The sequence below is a fragment of the Paraburkholderia sp. J8-2 genome (assembly GCF_905220195.1).
GTDB lineage: Bacteria > Pseudomonadota > Gammaproteobacteria > Burkholderiales > Burkholderiaceae > Paraburkholderia.
In genome coordinates, this window is record NZ_CAJMZA010000019.1 from 37,601 (window position 1) to 53,629 (window position 16,029).

Annotated in this window: 13 protein-coding genes; 12 read left to right on the forward strand and 1 reads right to left on the reverse strand. The window is 68.4% G+C overall.

The genetic code is table 11. From position 1 onward, the window contains the following. Nucleotides 1-7: 7 nt before the first annotated feature. The 9 genes from U5A52_RS29750 (at nt 8) to U5A52_RS29790 (ending at nt 11,324) form a co-directional block, all read left to right on the forward strand. Nucleotides 8-1,300 carry an MFS transporter gene (locus tag U5A52_RS29750; protein WP_321915607.1) on the forward strand — a complete coding sequence of 431 codons (1,293 nt, stop codon included), beginning with the start codon at nt 8-10 and terminating at the stop codon, nt 1,298-1,300. A gap of 120 nt (nt 1,301-1,420) precedes the next feature. After that, nucleotides 1,421-2,089 carry a TetR/AcrR family transcriptional regulator gene (locus U5A52_RS29755; protein ID WP_233888670.1) on the forward strand — a complete coding sequence of 223 codons (669 nt, stop codon included), beginning with the start codon at nt 1,421-1,423 and terminating at the stop codon, nt 2,087-2,089. 349 nt (nt 2,090-2,438) lie between these two features. Further along, nucleotides 2,439-4,112, forward strand: a complete 1,674-nt coding sequence (locus U5A52_RS29760) for a methyl-accepting chemotaxis protein (protein WP_321915529.1) — start codon at nt 2,439-2,441, stop codon at nt 4,110-4,112. A gap of 13 nt (nt 4,113-4,125) precedes the next feature. Next, a complete protein-coding gene (locus U5A52_RS29765) occupies nt 4,126-4,620 on the forward strand; it encodes a chemotaxis protein CheW (protein WP_321937273.1) in 495 nt (164 codons plus the stop codon). After that, nucleotides 4,617-6,098, forward strand: a complete 1,482-nt coding sequence (locus tag U5A52_RS29770; RefSeq protein ID WP_321937274.1) for a CheR family methyltransferase — start codon at nt 4,617-4,619, stop codon at nt 6,096-6,098. Before U5A52_RS29765 ends, U5A52_RS29770 begins: the two co-directional genes overlap by 4 nt. After that, complete coding sequence (locus tag U5A52_RS29775) at nt 6,091-6,798, forward strand: chemotaxis protein CheW (protein WP_321937276.1); 708 nt, start codon at nt 6,091-6,093, stop codon at nt 6,796-6,798. The genes U5A52_RS29770 and U5A52_RS29775 overlap by 8 nt, the downstream gene beginning before the upstream one ends. Beyond that, nucleotides 6,795-9,116 (forward strand): hybrid sensor histidine kinase/response regulator, encoded by a 2,322-nt coding sequence (locus U5A52_RS29780; protein ID WP_321937278.1) that lies wholly within the window; start codon nt 6,795-6,797, stop codon nt 9,114-9,116. Before U5A52_RS29775 ends, U5A52_RS29780 begins: the two co-directional genes overlap by 4 nt. Beyond that, nucleotides 9,113-10,138 carry a chemotaxis response regulator protein-glutamate methylesterase gene (locus U5A52_RS29785; protein WP_321937279.1) on the forward strand — a complete coding sequence of 342 codons (1,026 nt, stop codon included), beginning with the start codon at nt 9,113-9,115 and terminating at the stop codon, nt 10,136-10,138. The genes U5A52_RS29780 and U5A52_RS29785 overlap by 4 nt, the downstream gene beginning before the upstream one ends. Before the next feature lie 202 nt (nt 10,139-10,340). Then, complete coding sequence (locus tag U5A52_RS29790) at nt 10,341-11,324, forward strand: diguanylate cyclase (RefSeq protein ID WP_321915608.1); 984 nt, start codon at nt 10,341-10,343, stop codon at nt 11,322-11,324. A gap of 11 nt (nt 11,325-11,335) precedes the next feature. On the opposite strand, the gene U5A52_RS29795 is transcribed toward U5A52_RS29790, so the two are convergent. Then, nucleotides 11,336-13,528 (reverse strand): hypothetical protein, encoded by a 2,193-nt coding sequence (locus U5A52_RS29795; RefSeq protein WP_321937281.1) that lies wholly within the window; start codon nt 13,526-13,528, stop codon nt 11,336-11,338. Between the two features lie 226 nt (nt 13,529-13,754). On the opposite strand from U5A52_RS29795, the gene U5A52_RS29800 reads away from it, so the two are divergent. From U5A52_RS29800 to U5A52_RS29810, 3 genes are read left to right on the forward strand one after another with little or no spacing between them, the layout of a single operon-like run. After that, the gene (locus U5A52_RS29800) at nt 13,755-14,531 is read left to right on the forward strand and encodes a transcriptional regulator (protein WP_321915536.1); all 777 of its coding nucleotides are present in this window, start codon (nt 13,755-13,757) and stop codon (nt 14,529-14,531) included. Nucleotides 14,532-14,586: 55 nt separating this feature from the next. Next, the gene (locus U5A52_RS29805) at nt 14,587-15,105 is read left to right on the forward strand and encodes a sigma-70 family RNA polymerase sigma factor (RefSeq protein ID WP_321915537.1); all 519 of its coding nucleotides are present in this window, start codon (nt 14,587-14,589) and stop codon (nt 15,103-15,105) included. After that, complete coding sequence (locus tag U5A52_RS29810; RefSeq protein WP_321937283.1) at nt 15,102-15,971, forward strand: anti-sigma factor; 870 nt, start codon at nt 15,102-15,104, stop codon at nt 15,969-15,971. Before U5A52_RS29805 ends, U5A52_RS29810 begins: the two co-directional genes overlap by 4 nt. Nucleotides 15,972-16,029 lie beyond the last annotated feature (58 nt).

The following is a 16,029-nucleotide window of genomic DNA, read 5'->3' on the forward strand; positions in this document are numbered from 1 at the left end:
GGGCGCGATGCGCCGCTCGAAGGCGCGCTATCGCATCCTGGGCCTGCTGGCCGTCGGCACGATGATCAATTACCTCGATCGCACCGTGCTCGGCATCGCGGCGCCACAGCTCACAAAGGAGCTGGGCATCAACGCGGCGCTCATGGGCGTCGTGTTCTCGGCGTTCTCCTGGAGCTATGTCGTCGCGCAGATTCCCGGCGGCGTGTTCCTCGACCGCTTCGGCAGCAAGTTCACCTACTGGCTTTCGATGACGCTCTGGTCGATGTGCACGCTCGCACAGGGCTTCATCAGCGGCGTGGGCGCGCTGTTCGCGTGCCGTCTGGGTTTGGGCGCCGCCGAGTCGCCGTGCTTCCCGACCAACAGCCGCGTGGTCGCCACGTGGTTCCCGCAAAGCGAGCGCGCGTTCGCCACCGGCACCTATACAGTGGGCGAGTATGTCGGCCTTGCGTTCTTTAGCCCGTTCCTCTTCGCGCTGATGGGCGCTTACGGCTGGCGCTCGCTGTTCTACGTGGTGGGCGCCGTGGGGATCGCGTTCGGTGCCGTGTGGTGGTTCCTGTATCGCGAGCCGCACGAACACCCCGCAGCCAACCGCGCCGAACTCGATTACATCGAGGCGGGCGGCGGTCTCGCTCGCCACGAGCGCAAGGCCGACGCGCAACCCGCAGGCGAGAAAAAGCAGGGCTTCGACTGGCGCATGGCCGGCCAGCTGGTGCGCCGCCGCCAGCTTGCGGGCATCTGCCTCGGGCAGTTCGCGGGCAACTCCACGCTCGTGTTCTTCCTCACGTGGTTCCCGACCTACCTCGCCACCGAACGCCACATGGGCTGGCTCAAGATCGGCTTCTTCGCGATCATGCCGTTCATTGCCGCCTCCATTGGCGTGATGTTCGGCGGCACGTTCTCGGACTGGATGCTGCGCCGCGGCATCTCGGCCAACGTGGCGCGCAAGCTGCCGATCATCGCCGGACTGCTGCTCGCCTCGACCATCATTCTCGCGAACTTCGTGGACAGCAACGTGGCCGTGATCGCGATCCTTTCGGTGGCGTTCTTCGCGCAGGGCATGGCCGCGCTCGGCTGGACGCTCGTTTCGGATATCGCGCCGGCTGGCATGCTCGGACTCACGGGCGGCATCTTCAACCTGGCCGCCAATCTCGCGGGCATCATCACGCCGCTGGTGGTCGGGCTGATCGTCGGCGCAACGGGCTCGTTCGTCTGGGCGCTCGTGTTCATCGGCGTGATCGCGCTGATCGGCGCGGCCTCGTATATCTTCATCGTGGGCGATATCAAGCGCATCGAGTTGTAAGGCGCGCAAGCCGCGTCCGGGCGGCTTCGAGCTGGATTGCGGGGCGCGGCGCCTGAGAAAGGGCCGCGCCCCGCATGCTAGAATCGCCCGCATTCCTTCCCTGCTGCGGGCCACAAAAACATGGCAAGACCGGCGGCTTCGGCCGAACGCAACGATGCTCAATCCGAAAGCCGGCGCAAGTACGATCCCGAGCAGACCAAGCGCAATATCCTCGAAGTCGCGACCGCCGAGTTCTCGGCGATGGGTCTCGCCGGTGCGCGAGTCGACGCGATTGCCGAGCGCACCAACACCACCAAGCGCATGCTGTACTACTACTTCGGCAGCAAGGAAGGGTTGTACGAAGCGGTGCTCGACAAGGTCTACGGCGACATCCGCGCGCTCGAGCTGGACCTGCATATCGACGAACTGGACCCTACCGAAGGCCTGCGGCGGCTTGTCGAATTCACTTTCGACTATCACGACCGGCACCGCGACTTCGTGCGCCTCGTGACGATCGAGAACATTCACGGCGCGAAGTACATCGAGCGCCTGAAGACCTTCCGCAGCCGCAACGCCAGCGCGATCCGCACGATCGAAGACCTGCTCGCGCGCGGCGTGGCAAGCGGTGCGTTCCGCGACGACATCGATCCGATCGACCTGCACTTGCTCATCAGCTCGATGTGCTTTCACCGCGTGGGCAACCGCCACACGTTCGGCGCGGCGTTCGGGCGCGATCCGTCGCATCCGCGCCTGCGCGCGCGCCATCGCGAGATGGTCGTCGACGCCACGCTGCGCTTCGTGAAGAAGTAAGCCGGACCTGGGGACGCGGCCGCCCTGGCCGCTTCGCGCTTGCCCGCCGATGCACGACGCATGGATCAAGCAAGGGTCAAACATGGGTCAAGGCGCGCCCGCATCCTCGTAGAGCGCCGCGCAGTGCTGCCAAAACGCTCCGGCGAGCGCTGCAAATTCATCTCCAAAAGCCCGGTGAGCCCCGTCCTGCGTGGCTGTCAGCTAACCTTCCTTATCACAAAAAAGTACGCAAACGCATTACACTACGGCGGTCAAGGCCGCCGCGCGCGGTCTCGCCGTGCGCCGCCGCGCCCCGCCTCGCCGGCAGGGGCGGTGCGCCGGTCCACGCCACCGGAGAGCCCCAAGCGCAATGAGCACCGCCATGCCCCGTTCCGGCCAAGCCGGCCTGCCTCGACAGACTCAAGGTCGTTACACCCTCGGCACGCGCATCGTCCTCAGCTTCGGCTTGCTGTTCGTGCTGATGCTCGCCACGGCCGCCATCTCCTGGGACCGGCTGCGCGCCATCGACAGCGAGGCGATGAGCCTCACGCACGATTCGGTGCCGGGCCTGTTCTACGCGACCTCCATGCGCGCGGCGGCCAATCAGACCTACAGCCTCGTGGAGCGTGCGGCCTTCGTCGACGCCGATGCGGACAGCGTTGCGCGCGATGTCGCCGCGTTGCCCACGGCGATGGCGCAGGTCGAGGAGAATGCGCGGCAATACGAGCGCTCGCTCTTTCGCGCCGACGACCGCGAGCGCTTCCAGCGCTTTCGCGACGCCTACGCGCGCTATCTGCCGATGGCGAAAGCGGTGGCCAGCCAGTTGCCCGCGTCGCGCCCGGCAGCGCAGGCCGCGTTCATGCAGATCGGCCCGGTATGGCAGGAGGTGCTCGCCACGGCCAACGCGCTGGTCGACGAAAACCGTCAGCAGGCCGACGAGTCCGCTCAGACCATTCGCAGTTCGGTCACGGGTACGGAAATCACACTCGCCACGGCACTCGCTGTCGTGCTGCTCGCCGCGCTCGCTACGGGCTACGCGCTGTACCGCGCGATCACCGTGCCGATGGCGCGCCTCGTGGAAGTGCACGACTCCATGCGCACCGGCAACCTCTCGCAGCGTCTCGCGTTGAACCGCGGCGACGAATTCGGCGTGCTGGAAGACGGCTTCAACCGCATGAGCGACGAACTGGCGAGCCTCGTGGCCCAGGCGCAGAAGTCGTCGCTGCAGGTTACGACCTCGGTGGCCGAAGTGGCCGCGACCTCGAAGGAACAGCAGGCCACGGCGAGCGAGACGGCCGCCACCACGACCGAGATCGGCGCCACTTCGCGTGAGATTTTCGCCACGGCGCGCGACCTCGTGCGCACCATGAGCGAGGTGGCGACGGTGGCTGAGCAGTCGGCGGGGCTCGCCAGCACGAGCCAGAGCGGCCTCACGCATATGGAAGACACCATGCGCAGCGTGATGGAAGCGGCGGGCTCGGTGAACGCCAAGCTCGCCATCCTCAACGAAAAGGCCGTGAGCATCAATCAGGTCGTGGCGACGATCACGAAGGTGGCCGACCAGACCAACCTGCTTTCGCTGAACGCGGCGATCGAAGCGGAGAAGGCGGGCGAATACGGGCGCGGCTTCTCGGTGGTCGCCACCGAAATCCGCCGCCTCGCCGACCAGACGGCCGTGGCCACTTACGACATCGAGCAGACCGTGAAGGAGATCCAGTCGGCCGTCTCGGCGGGCGTGATGGGCATGGACAAGTTCGCTGAAGAAGTGCGGCGCGGCATGCACGACGTACAGGCCGTGGGCGCGCAGCTTTCGCAGATCATCGGTGCCGTGCAGACGCTCGCGCCGCGCTTCCAGGTCGTGAACGACGGCATGCAGGCGCAGGCCACGAGCGCCGAGCAGATCACCCAGGCGCTCACGCAGCTTTCCGAAGCGGCCCAGCAGACGGCGGAGTCGCTGCGCCAGTCGTCGCAGGCCATCGACAATCTCACGCTCGTCGCCAACGAACTGCGCACCGGCGTGTCGCGGTTCAGGATCGAGGCGTGACGCGGGAGCCGCGATGCTCTTCCTGGTGTTCGAACTGGACGGCGAGCGCTACGCGCTCGATGCCCGCGAGATCGCGCACGTGCTGCCGCTCGCTCCCGTGCGCGCGTTTCCGGGCACGCCCGCGTATATCGCCGGCGTGATCGACTACGAGGGCGCGCCCGTGCCCGTGGTCGATCTGCCGATGCTCGCGCTCGGGCGGCCCGCGCGCGCGCTCATGTCCACGCGGCTCGTGCTCGTGTATGACCGCGAGGACGACGCTGGCGCGGCCGCCTCTCAGGTGCCGCCGCGCCGCCTCGCGCTGCTGCTCGAAAGCGCGACGCGCACGCAGTCGATCGCGCCCGAGCGCTTCGCCGAAGGCGGCATCGCCACGCCCGAAGCGCGGTGGCTTGGGCCCGTGGCGCGCGACGAGCGCGGTTTTGTCCAGTGGGTGAAAGTTGCCCAACTGCTCGACGCGCGCGTGCGTGCGCTGCTCTTTCCCGACCCGCCTTCGTGGCAAGGCGCGGCATGAGACAGGTCGACCCGCGCTTCGCCGCCTGGTTGCTCGAAGAAACCGGCATCGACGCCGAATCGCTGGGCGCCAACGCGCTCGCGCGCGCGGTGGGCGCACGGGCGGCGGTGACGCTCGAGGTTCAGGCGGACCTGCATCCGGCCGAGACGCGCAGGGAGTGGATGAGCGGCGCCGTGCTGCCTGAATGGGCGCGCGAAGCGTACTGGCAGCGACTCACGACCACGCCGGCCGAGCGCCAGGCGCTGATCGACGCGCTCGTGGTGCCCGAGACCTGGTTTTTTCGCGAGCGCGAGGCCTTCGCCGCGCTCGCGCGCCTCGGTGCGAAGCGGCTGGCCGCGCAGCCGGGCGAAGTGCTGCGCGTGCTGAGCGCGCCGTGCTCGAGCGGCGAGGAGCCTTACTCGGCGGCGATGGCGCTGCTCGACGCGGGGCTCGCGCACGAGCAGTTCGCCATCGACGCGATCGACATCAGTGCGCAGTCCATCGCGGCGGCCGCGCGCGGGGTGTACGGCCGCAATGCGTTTCGCGGCGACGGCCTCGCGTTTCGCGAGCGCTACTTCGAAGCGACGCCCGACGGTTGGCGTATCGCCGCAACAGTGCGGCGCGCCGTGACGTTCGAGCGCGCGAACCTGTTCGAATGGCTCGCCCCGCACCCGGTGCGTTACGACTTCATTTTCTGCCGCAACGTGCTGATCTATTTCGACCGCGCCTCGCAGGACCGCGCCATCGACCTGCTGCGCGCGCGCCTCACGGCGGGCGGCATGATCTTCGTGGGACCGGCGGAAACCGGGCTGATGATGCGGCATGAAATGGTGTCCGCCTATATTCCGCTCGCGTTCGGTTTTCGCACGCCCGAACCCGGCGCGACGACGGATCATCATCCGGCGAGCCCGGCGGCAGCGGTGCCGCCCGCGCTCACGCCGCTGCCGGTGATCGCGGCTACGGCAGCGGCGCCCGCATTCGGCAGCGCGCCGGTGTTCACGCCGCTCGACGCGCCCGTGGCCGCAGCGGCACACCGTGCAAGGCCTGCGCCGGCGCGGCACGCGCTGCGGCCCTTGCACGGCGCGCCGGCTCCGCGCGCCGCCGCTGTGGTGCGCGCACCGGCTGCGGGCGCGGAGTGTGTGGGCGCCACGCCCGAAGCCGCGCTCGCCGACGCGCGGCGCTTAGCCGATGCCGGTGCGCTCGACGAGGCCGAACGCCTCGCCGCGCAAGCGGCCAAGGCGCTGGCGCAAAATGCGGATACCTGGTACCTGCTCGGCCTGATCGCCGATGCGCAGGGCCGTGCTGCCGAGGCGCTCGCGCACTATCGCAAGGCCATCTATCTGGAGCCTTCGCACTACGAAGCGCTCACGCATCTGGCTGCGCTGCTCGAAGTGCAGGGCGACGGCGAGGGTGCCCGCCGCCTGATGCGCCGCGCGAAGCGCGTGGCGCAGGAGATGGCACAGCGCGGCGCGGCGGATGCAGGAGGTACGCATGCCTGAGCGCGACTTCACGGAGGACCTGGTGCTCGCAGCGCAACCGCTTGACCCATGCTGGAAAACCATCGGCACGCTCGGCGACAACTCGTGCCCGCGGCTTCAGACGTGTGTGCGCTGCCTGAATTGCCCGGTTTTCGAAGAGGCGGCGGCGCGCATGCTCGACCGGCCCGCGCCGCTTGCGTCATCTGCGCCAGCGCCCGAACGCGTGCCGGAGTCTGCCGGCCCGCAAACGCGCCACGAAGGCTCGCTCGTATTTCGCGTGGGCGGCGAGTGGCTCGCGCTGCCCGCTACCGCGCTGCGCCACGTGGACGAAGCGCGCGCCATCCACACGTTGCCGCACCGTCGCAGCGCTGCCGTGCTGGGCGTGGTGAACGTGCGCGGCGTGCTCACGCTCGCGGTATCGCTGGCGGCGCTTCTGCGTATCGAAGTTGCGATGCCACAAGCCGCTACGGCAGGCGCGCAACGGCGCGCCGCCACGCCGCGCCTGCTCGTGACCGAATGGGCGGGTGCGACGACGGCGTTTCCCGTCGACGCCGTGGAGGGCGTCACGAGCTTCGGCGCCGATGCGCTGCTGCCCGCGCCCGCCACGCTTGCGCAGTCGGCTGGGCGGCATGTGCGCGGCGTGACGCACTGGCGCGGGCGTTCGGTGGGCGTGCTCGACGCCGACGTGCTATTCGATGCGCTTGCAAGGAGTTTGCGATGAGCGACGACGAACTGAGCCGCCGCTCGCTGCTCGACCTCTTCCAGGAGGAGGCGGCGGCGCAGACGCGCACGCTTTCCGCGGGCCTGCTCGCGCTCGAGTCCGCTCCCGAGGATGCCTCTACGCTCGAAGCGTGCATGCGCGCCACGCACTCGCTCAAGGGCGCGGCGCGCATTGTCGGACTGCCGGAGGCGGTCGAGGTGGCGAGCGCGATGGAGGATTGCTTCGTGGCGGCGCAGCGCGGCGAATTGCGCATCGACGCGGCGCGCATCGACGCGCTGCTCGTTGGCATCGACTTGCTGAGCGCGGCGGGCGACGTTGCGGCGGCGCCGATTACGCACGATGCGGTTGCGGCGTTCGTGGCGCGCCTGCAGGGTGTAGTGCAGCCCGGCGCGGCGAACGCTGACGCCAACGCGAGCGTGCGAGTGCCGGAAGCCGACGACCTCGCTGCGCTTGCGGCATCGCTGCGCCTGCCCGAGCCGGAGCACGAATCCGAACCGGAACCTGAGGCCGTGTTATCCGGCGAAGTCGAATCCGCGCCATTGGCGCGGCCCGCGCAGCCCCGTTCAACCGACGCCGAGCGCATGCTGCGCGTGCGCGCCGGCACGCTCGACCGCTTGCTCGGTTTCGCAGGCGAATCGCTGGTGGAGTCGCGCCGCATGCGGCCGTTCGCCGAAGGTCTCTTGCGCACGCGCCGCGCGCAGGGCGACGTGCTCGCGGCGCTGGGGCAGTTCCAGGAACGCCACGCCGATGCGCTCGACGCCGACGCACGCGCCGCGCTCGCCGGCATACGCGATGTGCTGGCGTCGCTGGATCATCAGCTATCCGAACGATTCGACGACATCGACCGCATTGACCGGCGCGGCACTCAACTCGCGCAGCGCCTCTACGACGAGGCCCTGCAATGCCGCATGCGGCCGTTCGGCGACACGGCGCACACGTATCCGCGCGTGGTGCGCGACCTTGCTCGCTCGCTCGGCAAGCGCGTGCGCTTCGCGATTGTCGGCGAGTCGACGCAAGTGGACCGGGACATCCTCGAAATGCTCGACGCGCCGCTCGGCCACCTGCTGCGCAACGCGCTCGATCACGGTATCGAGGACCCCGAAACAAGGCGGCGCGCCGGCAAGCCCGAAGAGGCAAGTCTCACGCTCGAAGCGCGCCATAGCGCGGGCAAACTGCTGATCGCCGTGGCCGACGACGGCGCGGGTATCGACCTGAACGCACTGCGCACGAGCATCGTCGCGCGCTCGCTCGCGCAGCCCCAGGCCGTTGCCGCGATGTCCGACGCCGAACTGTTCGACTTCCTGCTGCTGCCGGGCTTCTCGATGCGCGACACCGTGACCGACGTGTCGGGCCGCGGCGTCGGCCTCGACGCCGTGCAGAATTTCGCGAAGGCCGTGCGCGGCACCGTGCGCATCGAGAGCGCGGCGGGGCAGGGCACGCGCTTCGTGCTGCAGTTGCCGCTCACGCTCTCGGTGGTGCGCAGCCTGATCGTCGAGGTCGCGGGCGAAGCCTATGCATTTCCGCTCGCGCACGTGCGCCGCGCGCTCAGCGTGCCGCGCAGCACGATCGAAATGCTCGAAGGGCAGCAGCACATTGCCTTCGAAGGGCGGCCGGTGGGACTCGTCACCGCGCGCCAATTGCTCGGGGCAGGCGCCGAACCCGCGGCCACGGAAGACCTGAACGTGGTGCTGGTGGGCAGCGAGGCGGGCCTCTATGGCGTGGCCGTGGACCGCTTCGCGGGCGAGCGCACGCTCGCCGTGCAGCCGCTCGATGCGCGTCTGGGCAAGGTGCGCAACGTCTCGGCGGCGGCGTTGCTCGACGACGGCGAGGTCGCGCTGATCGTCGACGTGGAGGACATCGTGACGTCGGTTGCGCGACTCGTGCGCGACGGTCAGCTCGCCGGCGTGGCGCGCGGCGCAGCCCTTGACGGTGCGCGCGCACGCAAGCGTATTCTCGTTGTCGAGGACTCCTTGACGGTGCGCGAGCTGGAGCGCAAGCTGCTCGAAAAGCGCGGCTATGACGTGACCGTGGCGGTGGACGGCATGGACGGCTGGAACACCTTGCGCAATGCGCACTTCGACCTGGTGATCACCGACGTCGACATGCCGCGCATGGACGGCATCGAACTCGTCATGATGATCAAGGGCGACGCGATGCATCGCAACGTGCCGGTGATGATCGTCTCGTACAAGGATCGTGAAGACGACAGGCGGCGCGGCCTCGACGCGGGCGCCGACTATTATCTGACCAAGGGCAGCTTCCACGACGAAGCGCTGCTCGACGCCGTAAGCGACCTGATCGGGGAGTCGACAGGATGAAAATCGGTATCGCCAACGACATGCCGCTCGCCGTCGAGGCGCTGCGTCAGGCCATCGCGACGCGGCACGGCCATCGCGTGCTGTGGGTCGCCGCGAACGGCGAGGAAGCCGTGCAGTTCTGCGCGGCGCAAGTGCCCGACGTGATCCTCATGGATCTCGTGATGCCGAAGATCGACGGCGTGGAGGCCACGCGGCAGATCATGGCGCGCTCGCCGTGCCCCATTCTGATCGTGACGAGCAGCGTGGGCGCGAACGCCTGGCGCGTGTACGAGGCGATGGGCGCGGGCGCGCTCGATGCCGTGGACACCCCCACGCTCGCCGGGCCCGACACGCGCCGCACGATGGACCTGTTGCTCGCGAAGATCGAGCAGATCGGGCGCGTATCCGGCGCGCCCGATTTCACCGCGCGCGCGCCGGCCGCAACTGCGCCAGGCATGCCGAAGGCGCCGCTCGTCGCGATCGGCGCCTCGGCGGGCGGACCCAGCGCGCTCGCCGCCGTGCTTGGCGCGCTGCCTGCCGGTTTCGGCGCGGGCATCGTGATCGTGCAGCACGTGGACCAGTCGTTCGCGGCGGGCATGGCCGCCTGGCTCGACGACCAGACACCGCTCACGGTGCGCATTGCGCTCGAAGGCGAGCAGCCCGCGCCCGGATGCGTGCTGCTCGCCGCGACCAACGATCATCTGCGCATGACAGCGAGCGGTAAGCTGGCTTACACTCGCGAGCCGGCCGAGACACCGTACCGCCCCTCTGTCGATACCTTCTTTCACAGCCTCGTCGAGTGCTGGACGGGCGAGGCGATCGGCGTGCTGCTCACCGGCATGGGGCGCGACGGCGCCATTGGCCTGAAGGCGATGCGCGCGAAGGGCTGGCACACGATCGCCCAGGACCAGGCGACGAGCGCCGTGTACGGCATGCCGAAGGCGGCGGCGGCGCTTTCCGCCGCGCGCGCGATCCTGCCGCTCGACGCCATTGCCCCCGAGCTTGCGAGCCGGGTGAAATCACCGCATCAATCTGCCGGCTAGACGCCAGCCATCACGAGACGCGACCGACATCATGACCGAGAAGTCCACTCTTCCAATCAGCGCAAACGTTGCCGACAGCACGGGCCTCGAGACGGGCGGCACGGATGCCGCCCTCGACCCCGGCAGCGCCGACGACGCCTCGCTCGCCGTTGCGCTGGACGCCGTGCGCAGCGCGCTGGAGCAAACGCTGCCCGCCGCCGACATGCCGATGATGGTGCTGCTGGTGGACGACCAGGCGATCGTGGCCGAGGCCGTGCGCCGGGCGCTCGCGAGCGAACGCGAGATCGACTTCCACTATTGCGCGCATCCCGACCAGGCCGTGCGCATGGCGGAGGAAGTGCGCCCGACCGTGATCCTGCAGGACCTCGTGATGCCGGGCACCGACGGGCTCACGCTCGTGCGGGCTTATCGCGCGAACGACGCGACGCGCGACGTGCCGATCATCGTGCTCTCCACCAAGGAAGAGCCCGCCATCAAGAGCGCGGCGTTCGCCTCGGGCGCGAACGATTACCTCGTGAAGCTGCCGGACAGCGTCGAGCTGATCGCCCGCGTGAAATATCATTCGCGATCCTACGTAAACATGCTCCAGCGCGACGAGGCCTATCGCGCGCTGCGCCGCTCGCAGCAGGAACTGCTCCGCGCGAACCTCGAACTGCGCCGCCTCACGCATTCGGATGGCCTCACCGGCCTCTCGAACCGGCGCTATCTGGACGAATTCCTGAGCGCCGAGTGGAAACGCGCGGAGCGCGAGCGCACCGAAGTGTCGCTGCTCATGATCGATGTGGACTACTTCAAGCCGTATAACGACACCTACGGCCACGTGGCGGGCGACAACGTGCTGCGCTCGGTGGCGACGACGATCCGCCGCGAGATCCGGCAGCCGCGCGACCTCGTGGCGCGCTTTGGCGGCGAGGAGTTCGCAGTCGTCCTGCCGGGCACGGGCAGTGCGGGCGCGCGGCTGCTCGCCGAGAAAATGCGCCGCGACGTGGCGGGACTCGCACTGCCGCACGTGGGCTCCGCCGTGAGCGAGCACCTCACGATCAGCATTGGCGTGGCCACGCTCACGCCCGCGCCGGGCCTCGCGGAAACGGCGCTGATCGAGGAGGCCGACGCCGCGCTCTATCGGGCCAAGCGCGACGGGCGCAATCGTGTGGCGTTTTCCACGCAGGTGTCGGGGCGCTCGTAAAGCCTGAAGGTTTACCGCGGCGTCCAGTCGTACATCAGGATTTTCGCGCGCGCGTCGTCCTCCACGAGCACGACGTAATCGCCGTTATCGCGCTGCGCCGCGCTCATGCCCATATAAATGTCCACCCATCCGCTCGTGCTGCCCACGTTGGCGCCGGGCGTCATCGAGCCGGCGAGCTGGCCGCTGCGCGCGTCGTACACGTCGATCTTCTGCGTGTAAAGCTCCGCGATGAACACGTAGTTTCCGGCCACGGCAATGCCCACCGTGGTCACCTGCGGACTGCTGCTCGTGTTCCAGGGCAACGACGCCTGCCATGTGAGCGTGGGCGAACCGCTCGACCAGTTGTCGTAACGTGCGAGCACAGGCCCCGCTTCCTTCCAGTGCGACGCGTCCCACGGAATATTCGCCGTGAATCCGGTGATGTACATCGTGTCGGTTTCGGCCACGTAGACAATACGCGCAATGCGGTTGAACGGCGCCGGCATTGCGAACATCTTCGACGATGCATAGGTGTACTGGGGATTGCCCTGCGCGTCGAGACCTTGCATCGGCATCTCGCGAATGCCCGAAAGCGGCGTGGCGAGCCATACATTGCCGGGCGTGTCCACCCACCAGTAGCCGTTGCCGACGGTTGCGCCCGTGGAGGGGTTCGAAGCGATCTCGCTCGCGTCCACATGGCCGTCGCCGTTCGCGTCGCGCCACATCCATTCGCCGTAGGCCGGTTGACCGGTGGGCCAGGTGCCCGGCATCGGATTCTGGGCGAGCAGGCCCGAGGGAATCGCGACTTCGCCATCGGTCGCGCTCGAGAAGCGGTAGATGTCCAGGTAGTGCGCGTACTGGTCGAGCGTGTAGAGGAAGCGCCGGCCGTTGAAGCGGCGCACCATCGGCGAGCCGCGCACGCCGCGCGTGGAATGGAGCGCGGGATCGTCCGGATACGCGAAGCGGTTGAGCGTGAAGCCCGCATAGGTCCATTGCTTGCCGGGCGCCTGGCGGTAGTCGAGCGTGAAGCGTTTGGAGCCGGTGAAGACGTTCGCGGCGTTGGTGGGGTCGAAGGCCGCGGCATCGACGAAGGTCAGGCCATCGAGGCGCCAGCCCAGCGTGCGTGTGCCCATTGCGTAGCTTTCCAGCACCGCGCCCTGGCCGACGAGCGCGGTGCCGTACGGCCGCGGCCCCTGGCCGTTCTGCGCGACATACAGATTGCCCGCCTGGTCGTAGCCGATGCTGGCGATGCCGTTGAAACGCCAGTCGCCGGGCGTGCCCGCCACGACATGGAAGATGCCCTGGCGCGTGCCCAGCGAGCCGGCTGCCGTCATCTGGCCGTTCGACGCGCGCGCGTAGAGCAGGATCTGCTGCGAGGGGCCGTTGTCGGCAATCGAGAGCTGGCCGGATGGCGCGAAGGCGAGGTCGGTGGGCACAGTGCCGGCGGGCAGCACGGGCGCGTCGTTGAGCGCGGTGCCGTCCTTGCGGTAGTGGCCAATGCTCGGGCCGCTCGCGGCCTGCAAGCCCTGGATCAGCCACAGCGTGCCGTCGCTCGCGAGCGCAATGCGCCCCGGCGCGGGCACGGTGAACGAGCGCAGTTGACGCATGGTCTGCGCGTCGTAGACCACGATGCGGTTGTCGGCGGTATCGGCAACGTACAGCTCGGTATCGGTGGCTGCGAGGCCGCGCACGGCGCCGTCGCCAGTGCTCGGCGCAGCGAGCACGCGCAAAAAGCTGTTCTTCGTCGCGTTCGCGCTGTTGCCAATGCCGCTCGCGAACGGCGCGCCTAGCGTCACGTCCGCGCGCAGGCGGCGCGTCACGCCGAACCACGTCTGGTTGGCGGGCGGATAGTCCGCGCCCACGAGGCCGTTGCTCTCGTTGCCGATCGACATCGCGGCATACACATAGGTGCTGTTCGCCGCGATGGCGTCGCCGCCCGCATTGCCCCAGCCGTGCGTATTGCCAGCCACCGCGAGCTTGTCGCCGCCGCGGTAGACGCCGATCTCGCTGCCGCTTTCGTCCCACGGCGCGTTCGCGTAGACGGTGCCGTCGGGCGCGACGGCAATGGCCTCCACGTCTTGCTGCATCCACTTGCCGTCGCCAAAACCGAAGCTGTTGCCGATCCAGGACGTGGTGTAGTTGAGCGTGCTTTGCGCAATGGCAGGGTGAGTGGCGAGACCTTGCAGCGCGAGCGACAAGGCAATGAGGCGAGCAGCATTTTTCACTTGAATTCCCGTAAATCACGAACCTGCCGCAGGGTGTGCGGCCATTGGGCGTGATGCTCGCACGCGCTTTTAAGGAAATAATTCAAATATTATTCAATGCGGGTAATGTGGCGTTTTTTTATGCGTATGCGATGCAAGAGCGGCAGCGCAGCGCAAAATCGCTCGAGCGCCGTGCGAACGCAAAAGGGGGAATTTCGCCGCCCGCAGGAATAATCGGCGCCGCCGCGTGTTAGTCCCCGCATCGCCACCCAATCAGCATCGCATCACGATCATGAAGTTCCGCGGGCCGCTCGACGAGCCGCCGATTTCCGAAGCCGATATCCAGGCCTATAGCGACGGCACGCTCGCCGGCGCGCGGGCGGCGCATGTGCGGCGCTACCTTGCGGGCAAACCCGGCGAATGGCATCGCATCCTGTTCTACCGGCGCCTGAACGCGCAGATTCGCGACGCATACCCGGCGCAGGCCGCGCAGACGGCGCAGCCGCGCACCGCTACGGCCCGAGGCGGGCGGGTGTTGCGCTACGCTATCGCTCTCGCGGCGGCCCTGGCGCTGGCGAGCGCCGCCTTGGCGTGGGTCGCCGTGACTGAGCCGTCGCAGCAAGTCTTGAACAACGCCGCGGTCATGGCGTTGATGGAGGCCGAAAACGGGCAGCCGGAGGCGCTGGAAGCAGGCGCGGCGCGTGCGCCGTTCGATTTCGGCGCGGCAGGCCTGCACTTCCTGGGCGGCGGCGAAGTGCGGGTTGGCCCGTTCGCGAACGCGCAGCGCTATGTCTACGAGAACAGCCAGGGCGAGCGCGTGGTGCTGCTCGCGAGCCGCGCCTGGCTGGCGGGCGCGGCGCCCCAGTGGAGCGCGCACCGCGCGGGTCCGCTGAGGCTGTTGATGTGGCGCGAGCATGGCACGCGCTGGGTGCTCGCGGGCAACGCGCAAACGCGCGGCCTGATGCGCGCGGCGGACCTCGCGACGCTCGCCACGCCGCCGGCGCGCGAGGGCGAAGGATCGTGAAGCCACCCGGCGATGCAAACCGCGCAATGACCCTTGCAGCAATCCAGGATGAAACATGGACATCCGTGACGAGCTGATAGAACACGTGCCGCGCCTGCGACGCTACGCGCGCGCGCTGATCAACAACCGCGAGCTTGCCGACGACCTCGTGCAGGACACGCTGGAGCGCGCGATCGCCCGCACGGAGCTGTTTCGCTCGGGCACCGACCTGCGCGCCTGGCTTTTCACGATCATGCACAACATCTTCGTGAACCAGGTGCGCAAGTCGGCAGCGCGCGGCGCGCATGTTTCCGTCGACGACGAAAGCGTGCCCGAAACCGACTACGCCGTGCCCGCCACGCAGACGGGCGCGCTCGAAGTGCGCGATCTGGATTTCGCGCTGCAGCGCTTGCCGGTGGAGCAGCGCGAAGTGGTGCTTTTGGTAGGACTGGAGGAAATGAGCTACGCCGACGTCGCATTGGCGCTGGACATACCGATCGGTACGGTCATGTCGCGTCTGTCGAGGGGACGTGAGCGCCTGCGCGCGCTCATGGCCGGTTCCGTCCCGCGTGCGAATCTGAAGGTGGTGCGATGAGCGAACAACAAAATCCAGTCACGCAAGACGAGATCCACGCCTACGTGGACGGCACGCTTTCCGAGGCGCGCCGCGCCGACGTGGAGCGCGAACTCGAGCGCAATCCCGAGCTTGCCGCGCGCGCGAGCGACTTCTTCGCGCTCAACAACCTGCTGCACGAGCGTTACGACCGCGTGCTCAACGAGCCGCTGCCCGCGCGCCTGCGCGTGGCCGCGCCCGAGCCCGAGCCGCAGGTGCAAACGGTGCAAACGGTGCAAAACACGCGGCCGGCGTCGAACTGGCCGCGCTTCGCGGGCCTCGCGGCGACGCTCGTGCTGGGCGTGGCAATCGGCTGGGGCATGCACTACGGCACGAGCGGCACGGGCGCCACAGGCGGACCCGCAGGCGTGGCGGGCGGCGGCGAGCTGCACGCGGTGAGCGCGGACGGCTCCATGCGCTTCGCACGGCAGGCGGCGCTCGCACACGTGGTCTACATGCCGACGGTGGTGCGGCCCGACGCAATGGACGACAGCCAGGAGCAGGACTTCGTGAAGTGGCTCGCCAACCGGCTCGGCACGAATGTGCGCGCGCCGATGCTGTCGAAGAGCGGCTTCGAGCTTTCGGGCGGGCGCTTGTTGCCCGCCGACGACGGCGGCCAGGTTGCGCAGTTCATGTATCACAACGCGCAAGGCGAGCGCGTGACGCTGTGTATCTCGCACCGCAAGACGAGCGCCAACACCACGGCGTTCAAGCTGTATCAGGATGGACCGGTGAACGTGTTCTATTGGGTGGACGGCGACTTCGGGTACGCGCTTTCCGGCGGTATCGACCGCAAGGCGCTTTTGCAGCTCGCGCACGACGTTTATGCGCAGTTGACGCCGAGTTGAGCACCGCCGGGCGCGGGCACGGCGGCTTGTCAGGCCGCCGTGCCGCGCTTGTTTGTTC